Below are 15,153 nucleotides of genomic sequence, written 5' to 3'. Positions count from 1 at the left end.
TCCTGGTCGGCGCGCTGGCGGCGCGGCGCTGATCGTGGCGCGGCGGCTGGCCCTGAAAAGCGCCTTCGGCGTGCTGTCCCTCGTGCTGATGGGCGCGGGGGCGGTGCTGTTGCTGCGCGCGCTCTGGCTGGCGATCTGGCCGATGCTGGGGCCGGTCGGCACCGCGGCGGCGATGGGAGGCGGGTTGTTCTTCGCGGGCGCGGTGATCCTCGCGGTGACGCTGAGGCCCCGCCGGCTGCCCCCGCCGCCCCCCGCCCCGGCGCCCAATCCCCTGGCAAGCGTGATCGCGGCCTTCGCCCAGGGCTACGGGGCCGGGCAGGCGATCAAGCGGCGTTGAGGAAGGGGCCTGCGGGCCCCTTTTTCGTGGCGCCGGTTCGAGGGGTGGGATGAACTCCCACCCTACAGGGCGTTGTGGCATTTCGTGCCCGCACCGCCTCGGGGGGCGGTGCGGGCGCTGCCCTCATCGCGGGAGTCGCGACGGGGGACGGAGCGTGCAAAGTCGCGGATGGTGCGGGCGAGCACGCACCCTATGGTGTAGCGCGGGGTTCGCGGCGCGCGGGGTGGGATGAAATCCCTCCCTACGGGGCGTCACGATCTCGGGGATGGTGCGTGCTTGCACGCACCTTAGGGGATAGGCGCGGAAAGGGCCGGTAGGGTGCGTGCTCGCACGCACCGCTGTAGGGTAGGATTTCATCCCACCCCGGCTCTCACCCCTCCAGCTTCGTCAGATCCGCGACGCCGGCGCAGGTCGTGCGGATGCGGTGCAAGAGGTTCAGCCGGTTGCGGCGGACGATCTGGTTGTCGGTGTTGATCTGCACCGCGGTGAAGAACGCGTCGATGGGGGCGCGCAGCGCGGCCATCGCCGACATGGCGGCGGCGAAATCCTCGGCCGCCATCGCCGGGGCGATCCGCGCCTCGGCCTGGTCGAGCGCGGAGAAGAGGGCGCGTTCCTCGTCCGTCTCGGCGAATTTCGCCTCGGCCCCGAAGGAATATTCCACCCCGTCCTTGGCCTCGGCCTGGGTCAGGATGTTGTTGGCCCGCTTGAAGCCCTGCAACAGATTCTCGCCATCGTCGGTCTTGAGGAAGGCGCTCAGCGCCTCGGCCCGCTTGACCAGCAGCGTCAGGTCGTCGTTGCCGGGCATGGCGAGGCAGGCGTCGATCACGTCGTGGCGGATGCCCTGGTCCTTGAGGAAGACTTTCAGGCGGTCGTGGAAGAAGGATTGGAGATTTGCGATTTCCTCGTCTCGGCTTTCGGGACGCGTCGCACCGATGGCATCAAAATTGTCGATGTCATCAATGTTTCTGATGTCATCGATAGACATGCTTTCCAGCGCTGCATCGACGCGATCAAACGCCTTGCGGAACACTTCAGTTAGCGAAAGACGGCCGTCATTTCCCAACACCAACCGAATAACCCCCAGTGCCGCCCGCCGCAGCGCGAAGGGGTCTTTCGAGCCCGTGGGTTTCTCGTCAATCGCCCAGAAGCCGGTCAGCGTGTCGATCTTGTCGGCCAGCGCCACGGCCACGGACACCGGCTCGGAGGGCACCTCGTCGGAGGGGCCGAGCGGCTGGTAATGGGCCTTGCAGGCGTTGGCCACGGCCTCGGGCAGGCCCGCCGCCTTGGCGTAGTAAACCCCCATCGTGCCCTGCAATTCGGGGAATTCGCCGACCATGGAGGAGCGCAGGTCGGCCTTCGCCACCCGTGCGGCTTCCTCGGCCAGATCGGGCGAGGCGCCGACCAGCGGCGCGATCTCGCGCGCCAGCGCGGCGATCCGGTCGATCCGGGCCTTCTGCGAGCCGAGCTTGTTGTGGAAGGTGACGTTGGCCAACCCATCGGCCATGCCGGTCAGGCCCTCGTTCCGCACCACCCGCAGGTCGTTTTCCCAGAAGAACTTGGCGTCCGACAGCCGCGCGGTCAGCACCTTCTGGTTGCCCTTCAGGATCGTGGCGCCGTTATCCGCTGTCTCGCGGTTGGCCACGGTGACGAAGCGGACGATCCGGCCCTGCGCATCCTTCAGCGAGAAGAATTTCTGATGCTCGCGCATCGAGGTTTGCAGCACCTCGGGCGGCAGGTCGAGGAACTGGGCGCCGATCTCGCCCACCAGCACGACGGGCCATTCGACCAGACCCGCGACCTCGGCCAAGAGGCCCTTGTCCTCGATGGGTTCCAGCCCCAGCGCGAAGGCGCGGTTCTTCACCTCATGCTCGATCATGTCGGCGCGTTCGGCGGCGTCCAGCACCACGAAGGCGCGTTTCAGCTTGGCCGCGTAATCCTCGAAGGACGAGACGGTGAAGGGCCCGGGCGCCATGAAGCGGTGGCCGCGGGTGGTGTTGCCGGCGGCGATCCCGTCGATGTCGAGCGGCACCACCTCGGCACCGGCCTCGGTCACCATCAGGGCGATGATCGAATGCAGCGGCCGCACCCAGCGCAGGCTGCCCGAGCCCCAGCGCATCGACTTCGGCCAGGGGAAAGTGCGGATGGTCTTTTCCAGAACCTCGGCCAGGATCGCCGCCGCCGGGCGCCCGGGTTTCTGGAAATGCGCGACGTAGAAGGCGCCTTTCTTGTCCTCATGGACGTGGAGCTGCTCCATGGTCAGCCCGGTCGAGCGCAGGAACCCATCCAGCGCCTGCTGCGGGGCGCCGACCTTCGGGCCCTTGCGGTCTTCACGCAGGGTCGGGCTTTCGGCGCTGAGCCCCTCGATGGCCAGCACCAGCCGCCGCGGGGTCGAGAAGGCGCGGGCATGGGCGTAGCTGAGCCCGCCCTCGACCAGCCCCTCGGTCACCAGCTTGCGCAAATCCTCGGCGGCGCGGGTCTGCATCCACGCGGGGATTTCCTCGGAGAAGAGTTCGATCAGGACGTCGGGCATGGCGGAAACTCTGTTAATTCGCGAGGTTATTGCGCGGGCGGGGGCGGGCAATCGGCGGGCACCGGGTCGCCGTCGAAGGCCTTTTCGCCGCAATGGTTGATCTGCGGCCAGACATAGGCGCGCCCGTCGGGATAAAGCGCCATCACGCGGTCAAAGCCCCAGGGCGCGTTTTCCTCGACCATCACGGCGCGGGCCTCGCCGGTGGTCAGATCCTCGCCGATCCCGGCGGCGTCGAAACAATCGAACCAGCCGGGGGCGTTGAGGGGTTCGGTATGCGGCCGGTCGACCAGTTCCGGCAGGCCGCCGACGATCTGGAAGCAGGCGCGATAACGCAGGGGCGAGGAAGTGCTGTCGATGCCCTGGAAATCGGCGATCTCCAGCCGGGCGGTGCCGCCGTCCGGGGTGGCGACCTGATAGCCGATCTGCGGTTCCAGCTCGTCGTAATAGCCGTAGACCTGCAGGTAATACATGGCGATGCCCGCGACAGCCGCGCAGACAACGATCATGATCGCGGCGATGCGGCCGGTCATGATGCGGCGCTTTCGGGCACCCAGCCACCGGCCGTGGTGGTGACGAAGGCGTCGGCGCATTTCTTGGCCAGCGCCCGGACGCGGCCGATATAGGCCTGGCGTTCGGTGACCGAGATCACGCCGCGCGCGTCCAGCAGGTTGAACAGGTGGCTCGCCTTGATGCATTGGTCATAGGCCGGGTGGGCCATGACGATGCGCTTGCCGCTGTTGGGGTCCTGCGGGTCGAAAGCCAGCAGACGTTCGCATTCCGCCTCGGCATCCTCGAAATGCCTGAGCAGCATCTCGGTGGTGGCGCCGTCGAAATTGTGGCGGGAATATTCCTGCTCGGTCTGGCGGAAGATGTCGCCGTATGACAGCGGGATCGGCGACTGCGGGTCGTTGAAGGGCATGTCCATCACATGATCGATGCCCAGCACATACATGGCCAGGCGTTCGAGACCATAGGTCAGCTCGCCCGAGACCGGCTTGCAATCATGGCCGCCGACCTGCTGGAAATAGGTGAATTGCGACACTTCCATGCCGTCGCACCAGACCTCCCAGCCCAGGCCCCAAGCGCCCAGCGTCGGGCTTTCCCAATCGTCCTCGACAAAGCGGATGTCGTGCATCGCGGTGTCGATGCCGATCGCGTCGAGCGAGCCGAGATACAGCTCCTGCAGATCGGGCGGCGAGGGTTTGATCAGCACCTGATACTGGTAGTAGTGCTGCAGCCGGTTCGGGTTCTCGCCATAGCGGCCGTCGGTCGGGCGGCGCGAGGGCTGGACATAGGCCGCGGCCCAGGGCTGCGAGCCGAGCGAGCGCAGTGTCGTCGCCGGGTGGAAGGTTCCGGCGCCCACTTCCATGTCATAGGGTTGCAGGATGGCGCAGCCCTTCGCGGCCCAATAGGCCTGAAGGCGCAGGATCACCTCCTGAAAGCTGCGGGGCCTGACGGGGCTGTTCTCGGCGCGGGCGGACATCGGCGGACCTCGGCTGGACGGGTTCAGCGCCTCAATAGGCGCAGGGCCTGCCGGGGTCAACGGCAGCCCCGAAAGCCCGGCGGCGCGCATCGCGGAAAAAATGACACGGGCGGGGCGCGGAGGCCTGACCTAACCTATTTTTTATCGGTATATGCTTGACGACCCTGCTAGGGTCGCCGGAATCAACACGATCAAACGAGATTTGGAACGACCGTGACCGACCGACTAGCCAAAGCCATTTTTGCAGCCCTGCTGGCGATTGTTTTCGCCCCGGTTGCCGCCCTCGCCCAGGCAACCCATTGGGTGCAGATCGAGGCCCACGCCACGCTCAGGACCGCCGAGGAATTCGCCACCCGCTACGAACAGCGCATCGGCCAGATCGCGGGTTTCCGCATCGCCGGGGGCTGGTACGCGCTGGCGGTCGGTCCCTTCGCGACGGCCGACGCCGCCGAGGCCCGCCGCAGCGAATTGATTGCCGCGCGTGAGATCCGCGAGGACAGCTACGTCACCGACAACACGATCTATGGCCAGCAATTCTGGCCGGTCGGCGGTCAGGCCCCGAGCGCGCCGGTGACGGCGGCAGGCCGGGACGCGGCCCAGACGCAGGCGCCGGTGATCGAGGTGCCCACGGCCGAGACGCCGGTCACCGAGCCCATCGTCGCGCCCGAACCCGCGCAGGCCGAGCCCGAGGTCATCGCGACCCCCGCCACCCCGGCGGAACCCGCGCTGGCCGATCTGCCGGATGAACCCCTGGCCGAGGCCCGGCGTCTGGAAGCTCAGCTCAGCCGCGACGAGCTGGCCGAGATCCAGGTGGCGCTGCAATGGTACGGCTTCTACCGTGGCGGCATTGATGCCGCGTTCGGGCCCGGCACCCGCGGCGCGATCCAGAACTGGCAGCGCGCCAACAATTTCGAACCGACCGGCTTCCTGTCGACCCGCGCCCGGGCGACGCTGATCCGCGGCTATGAATCGGCCGTGGCCCGCTATGCCTTCGGCCCGTTCCGCGACGAGGCCGCCGGGATCGAGATCACCCTGCCGCTGGGCATGGTGGAATTCGATCATCACGAGACCCCCTTCGCGCATTTCCGGTCGATCAACGACAGCGGCATGCGCGTGCTGCTGATCAGCCAGGAGGGCACGCAGAGCACCTTCTACGGGCTCTATGAGATCCTGCAGACGCTGGAAGTGATCCCGCTGGAAGGCGAGCGTGACCGCAGCCGCAACAGCTTTACCATCGACGGCCGCAGCGCCACGCAGCGCGCCCATGTCGAGGCCCGGCTGAACGACGGACAGATCAAGGGCTGGATCCTGCTCTGGGGTCCCTCGGCCGATGCCGATGCCGAGGTGATCATGGCGACGATGCGCGACAGCTTCCGTCCGATCGCCGGCGTCCTGCCGTCGAGCGCCGGGGCCACCGCCTCGACCGTCGCCCGCCGCGATCTGGTCTCGGGGCTGGAAGTGCGCCGCCCTGAGCGCTCGCGCTCGGGCTTCTTCGTGGATTCGACCGGCACCGTCGTGACCACCGCCGAGGCCGTGGCGATGTGCGACCGCGTGACCATCGACGAGGCGTATCGCGCCCGCGTCGCCGCCGTGGACGAGGCGCTGGGCGTCGCGGTGCTGACGCCCGAGGATCCGCTGGTGCCCCTGGCCTTCGCGCAATTCGCCGCCGCCTCGCCCGCGCCGGGCAGCGAGATCCGCGTTTCGGGCTTCAGCTATCAGGACACGCTGACCCGGCCGATCGTCAGCTTCGGCAGCCTGAGCGAGATGACCGGCCTGAACGGCGAGGCCGAGCTGCGCCGCCTGACGCTGGCGGCCGAGCCGGGCGATACCGGCGGCCCGGTCTTCGACCCGAACGGCGCCGTCATGGGCATGCTGCTGCCCCGCCCCGAGACCCCCGGCCGCATCCTGCCCGACGACGTGAACTTCGCCGTCAGCAGCGAGGCGATCCAGTCGGTGCTGACCGGCGCCGGGACCCGGCCGAGCGTGAGCCGCGGCACCTCGCCCGTTTCGGCCGAGATGCTGACGCGGATGTCGGGTGACCTGACGGTCCTCGTCTCCTGCTGGAACTGAGCAAAGGGGGAGCGGGCGCAGGCTCGCTCCCGCCCACCCACCCCGCTCGCCTGCGCCCGCCCCTCACGGCGGGCGTTTCGCGTTCTAGCGCCGCAGGGCCAGGCGGCTGACGGCCAGACCGCCCAGGATCAGCCCCAGCGCCAGCAGGAATTGCGGCGGCAGCGGTTCGGCCAGGATCAGCATGCCGAAGATCACCGACCAGACCGGCACCTGATAATTGGTCTGCGTGAGGAATGTGGGCCCGGCCGTGCGGATCACATGCACCATCAGGAGCGAGGCCAGCGCGGTCGGCAGCAGCCCGACATAGCCGAGCGCCAGCACCGGCCGCAGGCCGGGCCAGTCGGGCAGCCCCTCCAGCACCAGGGTCAGCGGCAGCATCGCCGCGCAGGCCATGATCACCGACCCCGCGGTATAGGCGATGGGATCGACCCGCGGGCTGCGCCGGGCGATGATCGAGCCCATGGCGTAGCACAGCGTCACCGCCACGCAGGCGAGCCGCGGCAGCACCTGCGGCGCGCCCTCGCCGAGCGACACGCCCTCGGTCCCGATCAGCATGACGACGCCGACCAGCCCCAGCGCGAAACCGGCGATGCGGGGCAGGGTCAGCTTCTCATCCGGCAGGAAGACATGCGCCAGGACCAGCGTGAAGAGCGGCACCAGCGCCATGCTCACGCCGACGAAGCTGGATTGCACATGCTGCTGGGCCCAGGCCATCAGCATGAAGGGCAGCGCGTTCGAGAAGAAGGCAAAGCCCGCGACATGCGCCCAGATCCGCCGTTCGGACAGGGGCGGCAGCGGGATCCTGAGCACCGCCAGCAGCAGCGCCAGCGTCAGCGCCGCCACCGTCACCCGGCCGGTCGCCACCCAGGCGGGCGCGATCCCCTCCAGCGCGATGCGGACGGCCAGGAAACCCGCCCCCCAGATCACGCCGAGCGCGACGACTTCGGCCCAGCTTGTCAGGCCGGGGCGGTAGGGGGTCTGGGGCTCGGTCATCGGGGCCTCGCGCGGTAGGGTTCCGAGGCGTCGCATGGATGGTGAACTTGTGCAAGGCTCTGTCCCTCTCGCCACGGGCAGCGGCGCGTGGCAGGATGGGGGAATGCCGGATCCCCGTTTCGCCCCCCGACTGACCCAGATCGCCGAGGCGCTGCCGCTGCGCGCCGCCGCCTTCATCGTCACGCTTTACGGTGATGCGGTGGTGCCCCGGGGTGGCGAGGTCTGGATCGGCACGATCATCGAGACCTGCGCCACGGTCGGCATCTCCGAGACGCTGGTGCGCACCGCCGTCTCGCGGCTGGTCGCGGCCGGGCAGCTGGAGGGCTGGCGGCGCGGGCGGCGCAGTTTCTACCGCCTGTCTGAGGCGGCGCTGGCCGAATACGAGGCCGCGGCGCGCATCATCTATGGCCCGGCCGAGGAAGGCCCGGGCCGCTGGCGCTTCGTCCATCTGCCCGAGGCGGGGGGCGAGGCGCTGATGGCCGGGCTGGAGCGGCGAGGCTATGCGCGGCTCAAGCCGCTGCTGGCGGTCGGTCCGGCGCGGGGGCCGGTGCCGAAAGGGTGCCTGTCGTTCGAGGCCGAACCCGAAGGCCCGCTGCTGGCCGAGTTCGCGGCGCAATCCTGGGATCTTGCGCCCCATGCCGCGGCCTACCGCGCCTTTGTCGAGCGCTTCGGCGCGCTGGACGGCGCAGCGCCCGCCACGGGGGCCGAGGCGCTGGCGGCACGGCTGCTCTTGGTCCATTCCTGGCGGCAGGCGCTGCTGCGCGATCCCCGCTTGCCGCTGGCGGCGCTGCCCGCCGACTGGCCCGGTCAGGCGGCGCGGGCGCTGTTCCACCGGCTCTATCGGGCGCTGTCACCCGCGGCCGATTCGCATATCGGCGCGCGGTTCGAGGGGGCGCAGGGGCTTCTGCCTGCCGAGACACCGGCGGGGATTTCCGAGGCGGGGCAAGGGATTGGCGGAGGGCTGCGGCAAACGGCCTGATCTGTCACAAACCAGAGCCATAAATTCGTTGATTTGTGACACGTCAGGGCTTATACAGTGACCGAACGGTCGGCGAATTGGGGGAGCTGATGTCCGAGGCCTTCATCTGCGACGCAGTGCGCACGCCCGTCGGGCAGTGCGGCCCTCGCGCCGGGCGCCCCCGTGATCCTCACTCAGCTCTGAACGTCCGTAAAACCTGAACCCAGGAGGCTGTCATGTATGCGCAGATGGTGAAATCCGAGGCGAGCACCGACGACCCGGAACTGCTGGCCGCCTTCCAGGCCCGGATCGACGCGGGCGAGAAGATCGAGCCCAAGGAATGGATGCCCGAGGCCTATCGCAAGACGCTGATCCGCCAGATCGGCCAGCACGCGCATTCCGAGATCGTCGGCCAGCTGCCCGAGGGCAACTGGATCACCCGCGCCCCCACGCTGGAGCGCAAGGCGATCCTGCTGGCCAAGGTGCAGGATGAGGCGGGGCATGGCCTCTATCTCTATTGCGCGGCCGAGACGCTGGGCGTCTCGCGCGACGACCTGACCGAGCAGCTGCTCAATGGCCGGATGAAATATTCGTCCATCTTCAACTATCCGACGCTGACCTGGGCCGATATCGGTGCGGTCGGCTGGCTGGTCGATGGCGCGGCGATCATGAACCAGGTGCCGCTGCAACGCACGTCGTTCGGGCCCTATTCCCGCGCCATGATCCGCATCTGCAAGGAAGAGAGCTTTCACCAGCGGCAGGGCTATGACCTGATGCGGGCGATGGCCACCGGCACCGCCGAGCAGAAGGCGATGGCCCAGGATGCGCTCAACCGCTTCTGGTATCCGGCGCTGATGATGTTCGGGCCCTCCGACAAGGATTCGATCCATTCGACGCAGTCGATGGCCTGGCGGATCAAGATCAACACCAATGACGAGCTGCGCCAGAAATTCGTCGACCAGACGGTGCCGCAGGCGCAGTACCTCGGGCTGACGATCCCCGACGAGAACCTGACGTGGAACGAGGAAAAGCAGGGCTGGGATTTCTCCGAGCCCGACTGGACCGAGTTCTACGAGGTGCTGAAGGGCAACGGCCCCTGCAACACAGACCGGATGGAAGCGCGGCAGAAGGCCTGGCGGGATGGCGAATGGTTCCGCGAGGGGCTGATGGCGCATGCGCGCAAATCGGCCGCGCGGCGGGTGGCGGCGGAGTAAGCGGGGGGTTTTGCACCCCCCGCACCCCCCGCAGCGTATTTTCGGCAGAATGAAAGGTCTTTAGCCATGTCCAGCGAATGGCCGCTTTGGGAAGTTTTCATCCGGGGTCAGCACGGCCTCAACCACCGTCACGTCGGCAGCCTGCACGCGCCGGATGCCGAGCTGGCGATCCGCCACGCGCGCGATGTCTACACGCGGCGCAACGAGGGGGTCAGCATCTGGGTGGTGCCCTCGGCGCAGATCACCGCCTCGAGTCCGTCCGAGAAGGGGCCGCTGTTCGAGCCGGCCAATGACAAGGTCTATCGCCACCCGACCTTTTACGACATTCCCGATGAAGTGGGGCATATGTGATGCCGTCGCTGTCGGATGTGATGACCCCGGATGCGGCGGCCTTGGCCGCGGCGTCGAAGGGCGAAGGGCGCGCGCCGCCGGCGGCGGGCTCGGCCGAGCATGACCTGTTCACCGGGCTGACAAGACTGGGCGATACCACCTTGATTCTGGGGCATCGCGTCTCCGAATGGTGCGGGCACGCGCCGATCCTGGAAGAGGATATCGCGCTGGCCAATATGGCGCTGGACCTGATCGGTCAGACCCAGCTCTGGCTGGGGCTGGCGGGCGAGGTCGAAGGGCGCGGCCGCGATGCCGACGCCCTGGCCTTCCGCCGCGACGCCTGGGACTTTCACAACCTTCTGCTGGTCGAGCGCCCGAACGGCGATTTCGGCCTGACCCTGATGCGGCAATTCCTGTTCGACGCCTGGCACCTGCCGATGCTGAAGGCGTTGGAGGAGTCTTCGGACGCGCGGATCGCCGCCATCGCCCGCAAGGCCGGCAAGGAAGTGGCCTATCACCTGGAGCGTTCGGCCGATCTGGTGATCCGGCTGGGCGACGGGACCGAGGAAAGCCACCGCCGGATGCAGGGCGCGCTGGACGCGCTCTGGGGGTATACCGGCGAGATGTTCCTGGGCGATGCGGTCGATCAGCGGCTGGCCGAGGCGGGGGTGATGCCCGCGTCGGAGAGCCTGCGGGCGGTCTGGAACCAGACGGTTGACGCGGTTCTGGCCGAGGCGACGCTCTCGCGCCCGGCTTCGAGTTTCGCGCACAAGGGCGGCAAGCAGGGGCGGCATTCGGAACACATGGGGCACCTCTTGACCACCATGCAGTGGCTGCAGCGCGCCTATCCGGACGCCAAGTGGTGAGACCCGCGGTCGAACAGGTGTGGTCCTGGCTGGGCGAGGTCCCGGACCCCGAGATCCCGGTCATCAGCCTGACCGACCTCGGGATCATCCGCGACGTCGCTTACGAGGGCGAAACGCTGGTGGTGACGGTGACGCCGACCTATTCGGGCTGCCCCGCGACCAGCGTCATCAACCTGGAGATCGAGAAGCGGCTGGCCGAGGAGGGGGTCACCGACCTGCGCCTCAAGCGCCAGCTCTCGCCGCCCTGGACCACCGACTGGATTGCCCCCGCCGCCCGCAACGCCCTGAAAGCCTACGGCATTGCGCCGCCGATCGACGGCACCGCCGCCGATGGCGTGCTGGCCGGGCGCATTGCGCGGCTCACGGGCGCCAATACCGCGGTGGAATGCCCGCGCTGCGGATCGACCCAGACCGAGATGGTCAGCCGCTTCGGCTCGACCCCCTGCAAGGCGGCGTACCGATGCCGCGACTGCCTGGAACCCTTCGACTATTTCAAGTGTATCTGAGGTAAGGCCATGGCCCGTTTCCTGCCCCTCGACGTGGTCGAGGTGAAGAAAGACACCCGTGACGCAGTCGTCGTCACGCTCCGCCCGCGCCCCGAGGATGCCGAGCGCTTCGCGTTCATCCAAGGCCAGTACCTGACCTTCCGCCGCGAGTTCGACGGCGAGGAGCTGCGCCGGTCCTATTCGATCTGCGCGGGGCTGGATGAGGGTCTGCTCAAGGTCGGCATCAAGCGCGTCGATGGCGGGGCGTTCAGCACCTGGGCAAACGAGAATCTGGCGCCCGGCGCGGTGCTGGAAGCGATGCCGCCGATGGGCAATTTCCACACGGTGCTGGATGCCGGGGCAGGCAAGCACTACCTCGGCTTCGCCGGCGGGTCAGGGATCACCCCGGTGCTGTCGATCCTGAAGACGGTGCTGGCCCGCGAGCCGAAATCGCGCTTCACGCTGGTCTATGCCAACCGGCAGATCAACTCGATCATGTTCCGCGAGGATCTGGAGGACTTGAAGAATTCCTACCTCGGGCGGCTGTCGGTGGTGCATGTCCTGGAGGCGGAAGGTCAGGAAATCGACCTGTTCACAGGCCGGGTCGATGCCGAGAAAATGTCTGCCCTTTTCACCCATTGGGTGGATGCGGCAAGCGTGGACACCGCCTTCATCTGTGGGCCGGAGCCGATGATGCTGACCATCGCCGCCAGCCTGAAGGAACACGGGCTGACGGACGCTCAGATCAAGTTCGAGCTGTTCGCCAGTGGCCAGCCGGGCCGTGCCAAGAAGAAGGCCGCCAGCACCGTCGCCGACAGCGGCGAGGCCTGCGAGGCGACGGTGACGCTGGACGGTGCGACCCGCACCTTCCGCATGCCGAAATCGGGGGAAAGCCTGCTCGATGCGGCGCTGGGGGCCAATCTGGACGCGCCCTATGCCTGCAAGGCCGGGGTCTGTTCGACCTGCCGCGCCAAGGTGCTGGAGGGCGAGGTCGAGATGATGACCAACCACGCGCTGGAAGATTACGAGGTCAACCAAGGCTATGTGCTGACCTGCCAATGCTATCCGCTGAGCGACCGCGTGGTCGTCAGCTACGATCAGTGAGGACGCCATGACCGATATGAGCATCGAGGACTATCTGGCCCATGGCGGCAAGCTGACCTCGCCGGGGAACGTGCCTGCCCGCTACCGGGGGGAACTCTTGCGGCTGATGGCGTCCTTCGTGGACAGCGAACTGGCGGCCTCGGCCGGGTTCGCCGATTCCATCAACGACGCGCCGGGGATCAAGAGCCGCATCGCCGCGGCCAAGATCACCCTGGAAAAGGCCGACCATGCCGAGCGCGTGCTGCGGTTGATGGCCGAATTCGGGGTCGATACCGAGCGGTATGAGGGCGTGCATCCCTGGGCCGACCGGCTACCCCGCGACGCCGATATCGGCGCGACCCGGCGGGACGGCGACATGCGGCTGTCGGTCTTCCACTACCCGCTGCAGGGCTGGATCGACGCGGTGGTGATGAACGTGGTGCAGGGGCTGGCGGCCAAGGTGCAGTTGGCGGAACTGTCGCAGGTCAGCTACCAGCCGCTGGCCGAAGTCTTCCGCGCCATCGCGCCCGTCGAGGCCCGCCACGCCGAGCTCGGCATCGAGGGGCTGGCGCAGATCGCCCGGACCGAGGGCGGGCGCGCGGCGGCCGAGGCCTCGCTGGCCTATTGGCTGCCCCGCGTGGCGGCGGGGTTCGGCGCGGCCAATTCCGCGCGCTTCGAGCGGCTCAGCCGTCTGGGCCTGAGGCACCGGACCAATGCCGCGATGCTGGCGGAATGGGAGGCCGAGATCGCCGCCCTCCGCGCCGACCTTACGCTCTGAAAGGACCCGTCATGACGGATCAGACCCCCCTCCGGCTGAAAAGCTACATCTGCGGTGAATGGAAAGCCGGATCGCGGGACGGCCAGCTGTTGAAGGACGCGGGCACCGGGGCGCCGGTGGCGGTGATCGACGCCTCGGGTATCGATATGGAAGGGGCGCTGGATTACGGGCGCAAATCCGGCAAGGCCTTGCGCGCGATGACCTTCCACCAGCGGGCCGAGATGCTGAAGGCGCTGGGCAAGGCGCTGACCGAGCAGAAGGCCGAGTTCCACGCGCTGTCCCTCGCCACCGGCGCCACCCCGCGCGACGGGATGGTGGATATCGAGGGCGGGTTTCACACGCTGTTTTCCTATTCCGGGCAGGGGCGGCGCGAATTGCCGAACACCCGCGTCCTGACCGAGGGCAATGTCGAAGGCCTGTCCAAGGACGGCAGCTTCAGCGCCCAGCATATCCTGACGCCGCTGCAGGGCGTTGCCGTGCATATCAACGCCTTCAACTTCCCGGTCTGGGGGATGCTGGAGAAGCTGGCGCCGACCCTGCTGGCCGGGATGCCGGCGATCATCAAGCCGGCCTCGCAGACCGCCTATCTGACCGAGCTGGTGGTGCGCCGGATCATCGAGTCGGGCATCCTGCCCGAGGGCGCGCTGCAGCTGATCTGCGGCTCGACTGGCGACCTTCTGGACCATGTGACGGCGCAGGATGTGGTGACTTTCACCGGCTCGGCCAATACCGGGCGGATGCTGCGCACCTCGAAGGCCATCGTCGAGAATTCGGTGCGCTTCACCATGGAAGCGGACAGCCTCAACGCCGCGGTTCTGGGCCCCGATGCCGGGCCCGGCACGCCGGAATTCGACCTCTTCGTCAAGGAAGTGGTGCGCGAGATGACGGTGAAGGCCGGGCAGAAATGCACCGCCATCCGCCGCGTGCTGGTGCCCCGCGCGCAGGTTCAGGCCGTGACCGAGGCACTGTCGCTGGCCCTGGCCAAGATGGGCGTCGGCCTGCCGGGGGACGAGGCCACGCGGATGGGCGCGCTCGCCTCGATGGCGCAGCGCGACGAGGTGCGGGCCCGGATCCGCGACCTGCAGGGCGATGCCGAGATCGTGGTGGGCAACCCCGATGCGGTGACGCTGGTCTCGGGTGATCCCGACGCGGGCGCCTTCCTCAACCCCGTTGTGCTCTACTGCGACCGGCCGGGCGATGCCCGCGCCGTGCACGATGTCGAGGCTTTCGGCCCCGTCTCCACCCTCATGCCCTATGACGATCTGGAGGAAGCCGTGGCGCTGACCCAGCGCGGCAAGGGCTCGCTTGCCGCGTCCGTCTTCACCGACTCGCCCGAGGTCGCTGAACAGGCCGTTCTGGGCATGGCGCCGTTCCACGGCCGCATCCTGCTGGGCAATCGCGCCTCGGCCAAGACCTCCACCGGCCATGGCGCGCCGCTGCCCAACCTCGTCCACGGTGGCCCCGGCCGCGCTGGTGGCGGAGAAGAAATGGGCGGCATCCGTGGCGTGAAGCACTTCATGCAGCGCACCGCGGTGCAGGGGGCGCCGAAACTCCTGAGCGCGGTGACCGGCCGCTGGATCCCGGGCGCGCCCACCCGCGAGGACATCCATCCGTTCCGCAAATCGTTGGCGGAGCTTAAGGTCGGCGACCGGATCGTCACCGCCACGCGCGAAGTGACGCTGGCCGATATCGAGCATTTCGCCCGGTTCACCGGCGACACCTTCTATGCCCATATGGACGAGGAAGCGGCCAAAGCGAACCCGTTCTTCGACGGCCGCGTGGCGCATGGCTACCTGATCGTCAGCTTCGCCGCGGGTCTCTTCGTACAGCCCGACCCGGGCCCGGTCCTGGCCAATTACGGCGTCGACAACCTGCGCTTCCTGACCCCGGTGAACCCGGGCGACGTGCTGGGCGTGGCGCTGACCTGTAAGGAGATCAACCCCCGCGAAAACGCCGACCATGGCGAGGTCCGCTGGGATTGCTGCGTCACCAACCAGACCGGCGCCGTGGTCGCGCAATACGACGT

The 15,153-nt window shown here is 68.1% G+C and carries 14 protein-coding genes; 10 read left to right on the top strand and 4 right to left on the bottom strand.

All coding sequences use genetic code 11. The features are described from left to right. Positions 1–337, top strand: a 337-nt coding sequence (locus tag VDQ18_RS17955) for a hypothetical protein (protein WP_323022276.1), incomplete at its 5' end; no start/stop codon positions are given. 370 nt (positions 338–707) lie between these two features. Here the strand turns inward: VDQ18_RS17955 and glyS are convergent. Genes glyS through VDQ18_RS17940 form a run of 3 tightly spaced genes read right to left on the bottom strand, consistent with a single transcriptional unit; the run spans position 708 to position 4,350 of the window. Beyond that, positions 708–2,867, bottom strand: a complete 2,160-nt coding sequence (gene glyS / locus VDQ18_RS17950) for a glycine--tRNA ligase subunit beta (protein ID WP_323022275.1) — start codon at positions 2,865–2,867, stop codon at positions 708–710. A 26-nt stretch (positions 2,868–2,893) separates the two neighbouring features. After that, on the bottom strand, positions 2,894–3,397 hold the full coding sequence (locus VDQ18_RS17945) for a DUF6446 family protein (protein ID WP_323022274.1): 504 nt from the start codon (positions 3,395–3,397) through the stop codon (positions 2,894–2,896). Continuing rightward, positions 3,394–4,350, bottom strand: coding sequence for a glycine--tRNA ligase subunit alpha (locus VDQ18_RS17940; RefSeq protein ID WP_323022273.1), 957 nt, complete (start codon positions 4,348–4,350; stop codon positions 3,394–3,396). The genes VDQ18_RS17945 and VDQ18_RS17940 overlap by 4 nt, the downstream gene beginning before the upstream one ends. Before the next feature lie 213 nt (positions 4,351–4,563). Between VDQ18_RS17940 and VDQ18_RS17935 the strand changes: the two genes are divergently transcribed. Further along, positions 4,564–6,420 carry a trypsin-like peptidase domain-containing protein gene (locus VDQ18_RS17935; RefSeq protein WP_323022272.1) on the top strand — a complete coding sequence of 619 codons (1,857 nt, stop codon included), beginning with the start codon at positions 4,564–4,566 and terminating at the stop codon, positions 6,418–6,420. Between the two features lie 84 nt (positions 6,421–6,504). On the opposite strand, the gene VDQ18_RS17930 is transcribed toward VDQ18_RS17935, so the two are convergent. Then, positions 6,505–7,413, bottom strand: a complete 909-nt coding sequence (locus VDQ18_RS17930; RefSeq protein WP_323022271.1) for a DMT family transporter — start codon at positions 7,411–7,413, stop codon at positions 6,505–6,507. A gap of 103 nt (positions 7,414–7,516) precedes the next feature. On the opposite strand from VDQ18_RS17930, the gene VDQ18_RS17925 reads away from it, so the two are divergent. The 8 genes from VDQ18_RS17925 to paaZ all read left to right on the top strand — a co-directional run. Then, a complete protein-coding gene (locus VDQ18_RS17925; protein WP_323022270.1) occupies positions 7,517–8,392 on the top strand; it encodes a PaaX family transcriptional regulator C-terminal domain-containing protein in 876 nt (291 codons plus the stop codon). A gap of 215 nt (positions 8,393–8,607) precedes the next feature. Then, the gene (gene paaA / locus VDQ18_RS17920) at positions 8,608–9,585 is read left to right on the top strand and encodes a 1,2-phenylacetyl-CoA epoxidase subunit PaaA (RefSeq protein WP_323022269.1); all 978 of its coding nucleotides are present in this window, start codon (positions 8,608–8,610) and stop codon (positions 9,583–9,585) included. 66 nt (positions 9,586–9,651) lie between these two features. After that, positions 9,652–9,936: a 1,2-phenylacetyl-CoA epoxidase subunit PaaB gene (paaB, locus tag VDQ18_RS17915; RefSeq protein WP_107754575.1), complete on the top strand. Its 285-nt coding sequence runs from the start codon at positions 9,652–9,654 to the stop codon at positions 9,934–9,936. Then, positions 9,936–10,781 carry a 1,2-phenylacetyl-CoA epoxidase subunit PaaC gene (gene paaC / locus VDQ18_RS17910; protein ID WP_323022268.1) on the top strand — a complete coding sequence of 282 codons (846 nt, stop codon included), beginning with the start codon at positions 9,936–9,938 and terminating at the stop codon, positions 10,779–10,781. Before paaB ends, paaC begins: the two co-directional genes overlap by 1 nt. Then, positions 10,775–11,287, top strand: coding sequence for a 1,2-phenylacetyl-CoA epoxidase subunit PaaD (gene paaD / locus VDQ18_RS17905; RefSeq protein WP_323022267.1), 513 nt, complete (start codon positions 10,775–10,777; stop codon positions 11,285–11,287). Before paaC ends, paaD begins: the two co-directional genes overlap by 7 nt. A 9-nt stretch (positions 11,288–11,296) precedes the next feature. Continuing rightward, complete coding sequence (gene paaE / locus VDQ18_RS17900; protein ID WP_323022266.1) at positions 11,297–12,370, top strand: 1,2-phenylacetyl-CoA epoxidase subunit PaaE; 1,074 nt, start codon at positions 11,297–11,299, stop codon at positions 12,368–12,370. Positions 12,371–12,377: 7 nt separating this feature from the next. After that, positions 12,378–13,127 carry a Phenylacetic acid catabolic protein gene (locus tag VDQ18_RS17895; RefSeq protein WP_323022265.1) on the top strand — a complete coding sequence of 250 codons (750 nt, stop codon included), beginning with the start codon at positions 12,378–12,380 and terminating at the stop codon, positions 13,125–13,127. Positions 13,128–13,138: 11 nt separating this feature from the next. Next, the coding region (gene paaZ, locus VDQ18_RS17890; RefSeq protein WP_323022264.1) for a phenylacetic acid degradation bifunctional protein PaaZ at positions 13,139–15,153 on the top strand (2,015 nt) is incomplete at its 3' end.

This window comes from Pararhodobacter sp., from assembly GCF_034676075.1.
Lineage (GTDB): Bacteria > Pseudomonadota > Alphaproteobacteria > Rhodobacterales > Rhodobacteraceae > Pararhodobacter.
The sequence above is the reverse complement of the archived record's forward strand: the minus strand, read 5'-3'. Positions and strand labels throughout refer to the sequence as shown.

What these genes read in the sequence shown, in the direction of transcription:
- glyS (WP_323022275.1), bottom strand. Translation starts at nt 2,867, where the DNA reads ATGCCCGACGTCCTGATCGAACTCTTCTCCGAGGAAATCCCCGCGTGG.
- VDQ18_RS17945 (WP_323022274.1), bottom strand. Translation starts at nt 3,397, where the DNA reads ATGACCGGCCGCATCGCCGCGATCATGATCGTTGTCTGCGCGGCTGTC.
- VDQ18_RS17940 (WP_323022273.1), bottom strand. Translation starts at nt 4,350, where the DNA reads ATGTCCGCCCGCGCCGAGAACAGCCCCGTCAGGCCCCGCAGCTTTCAG.
- VDQ18_RS17930 (WP_323022271.1), bottom strand. Translation starts at nt 7,413, where the DNA reads ATGACCGAGCCCCAGACCCCCTACCGCCCCGGCCTGACAAGCTGGGCC.
- VDQ18_RS17925 (WP_323022270.1), top strand. Translation starts at nt 7,517, where the DNA reads ATGCCGGATCCCCGTTTCGCCCCCCGACTGACCCAGATCGCCGAGGCG.
- paaA (WP_323022269.1), top strand. Translation starts at nt 8,608, where the DNA reads ATGTATGCGCAGATGGTGAAATCCGAGGCGAGCACCGACGACCCGGAA.
- paaB (WP_107754575.1), top strand. Translation starts at nt 9,652, where the DNA reads ATGTCCAGCGAATGGCCGCTTTGGGAAGTTTTCATCCGGGGTCAGCAC.
- paaC (WP_323022268.1), top strand. Translation starts at nt 9,936, where the DNA reads ATGCCGTCGCTGTCGGATGTGATGACCCCGGATGCGGCGGCCTTGGCC.
- paaE (WP_323022266.1), top strand. Translation starts at nt 11,297, where the DNA reads ATGGCCCGTTTCCTGCCCCTCGACGTGGTCGAGGTGAAGAAAGACACC.
- VDQ18_RS17895 (WP_323022265.1), top strand. Translation starts at nt 12,378, where the DNA reads ATGACCGATATGAGCATCGAGGACTATCTGGCCCATGGCGGCAAGCTG.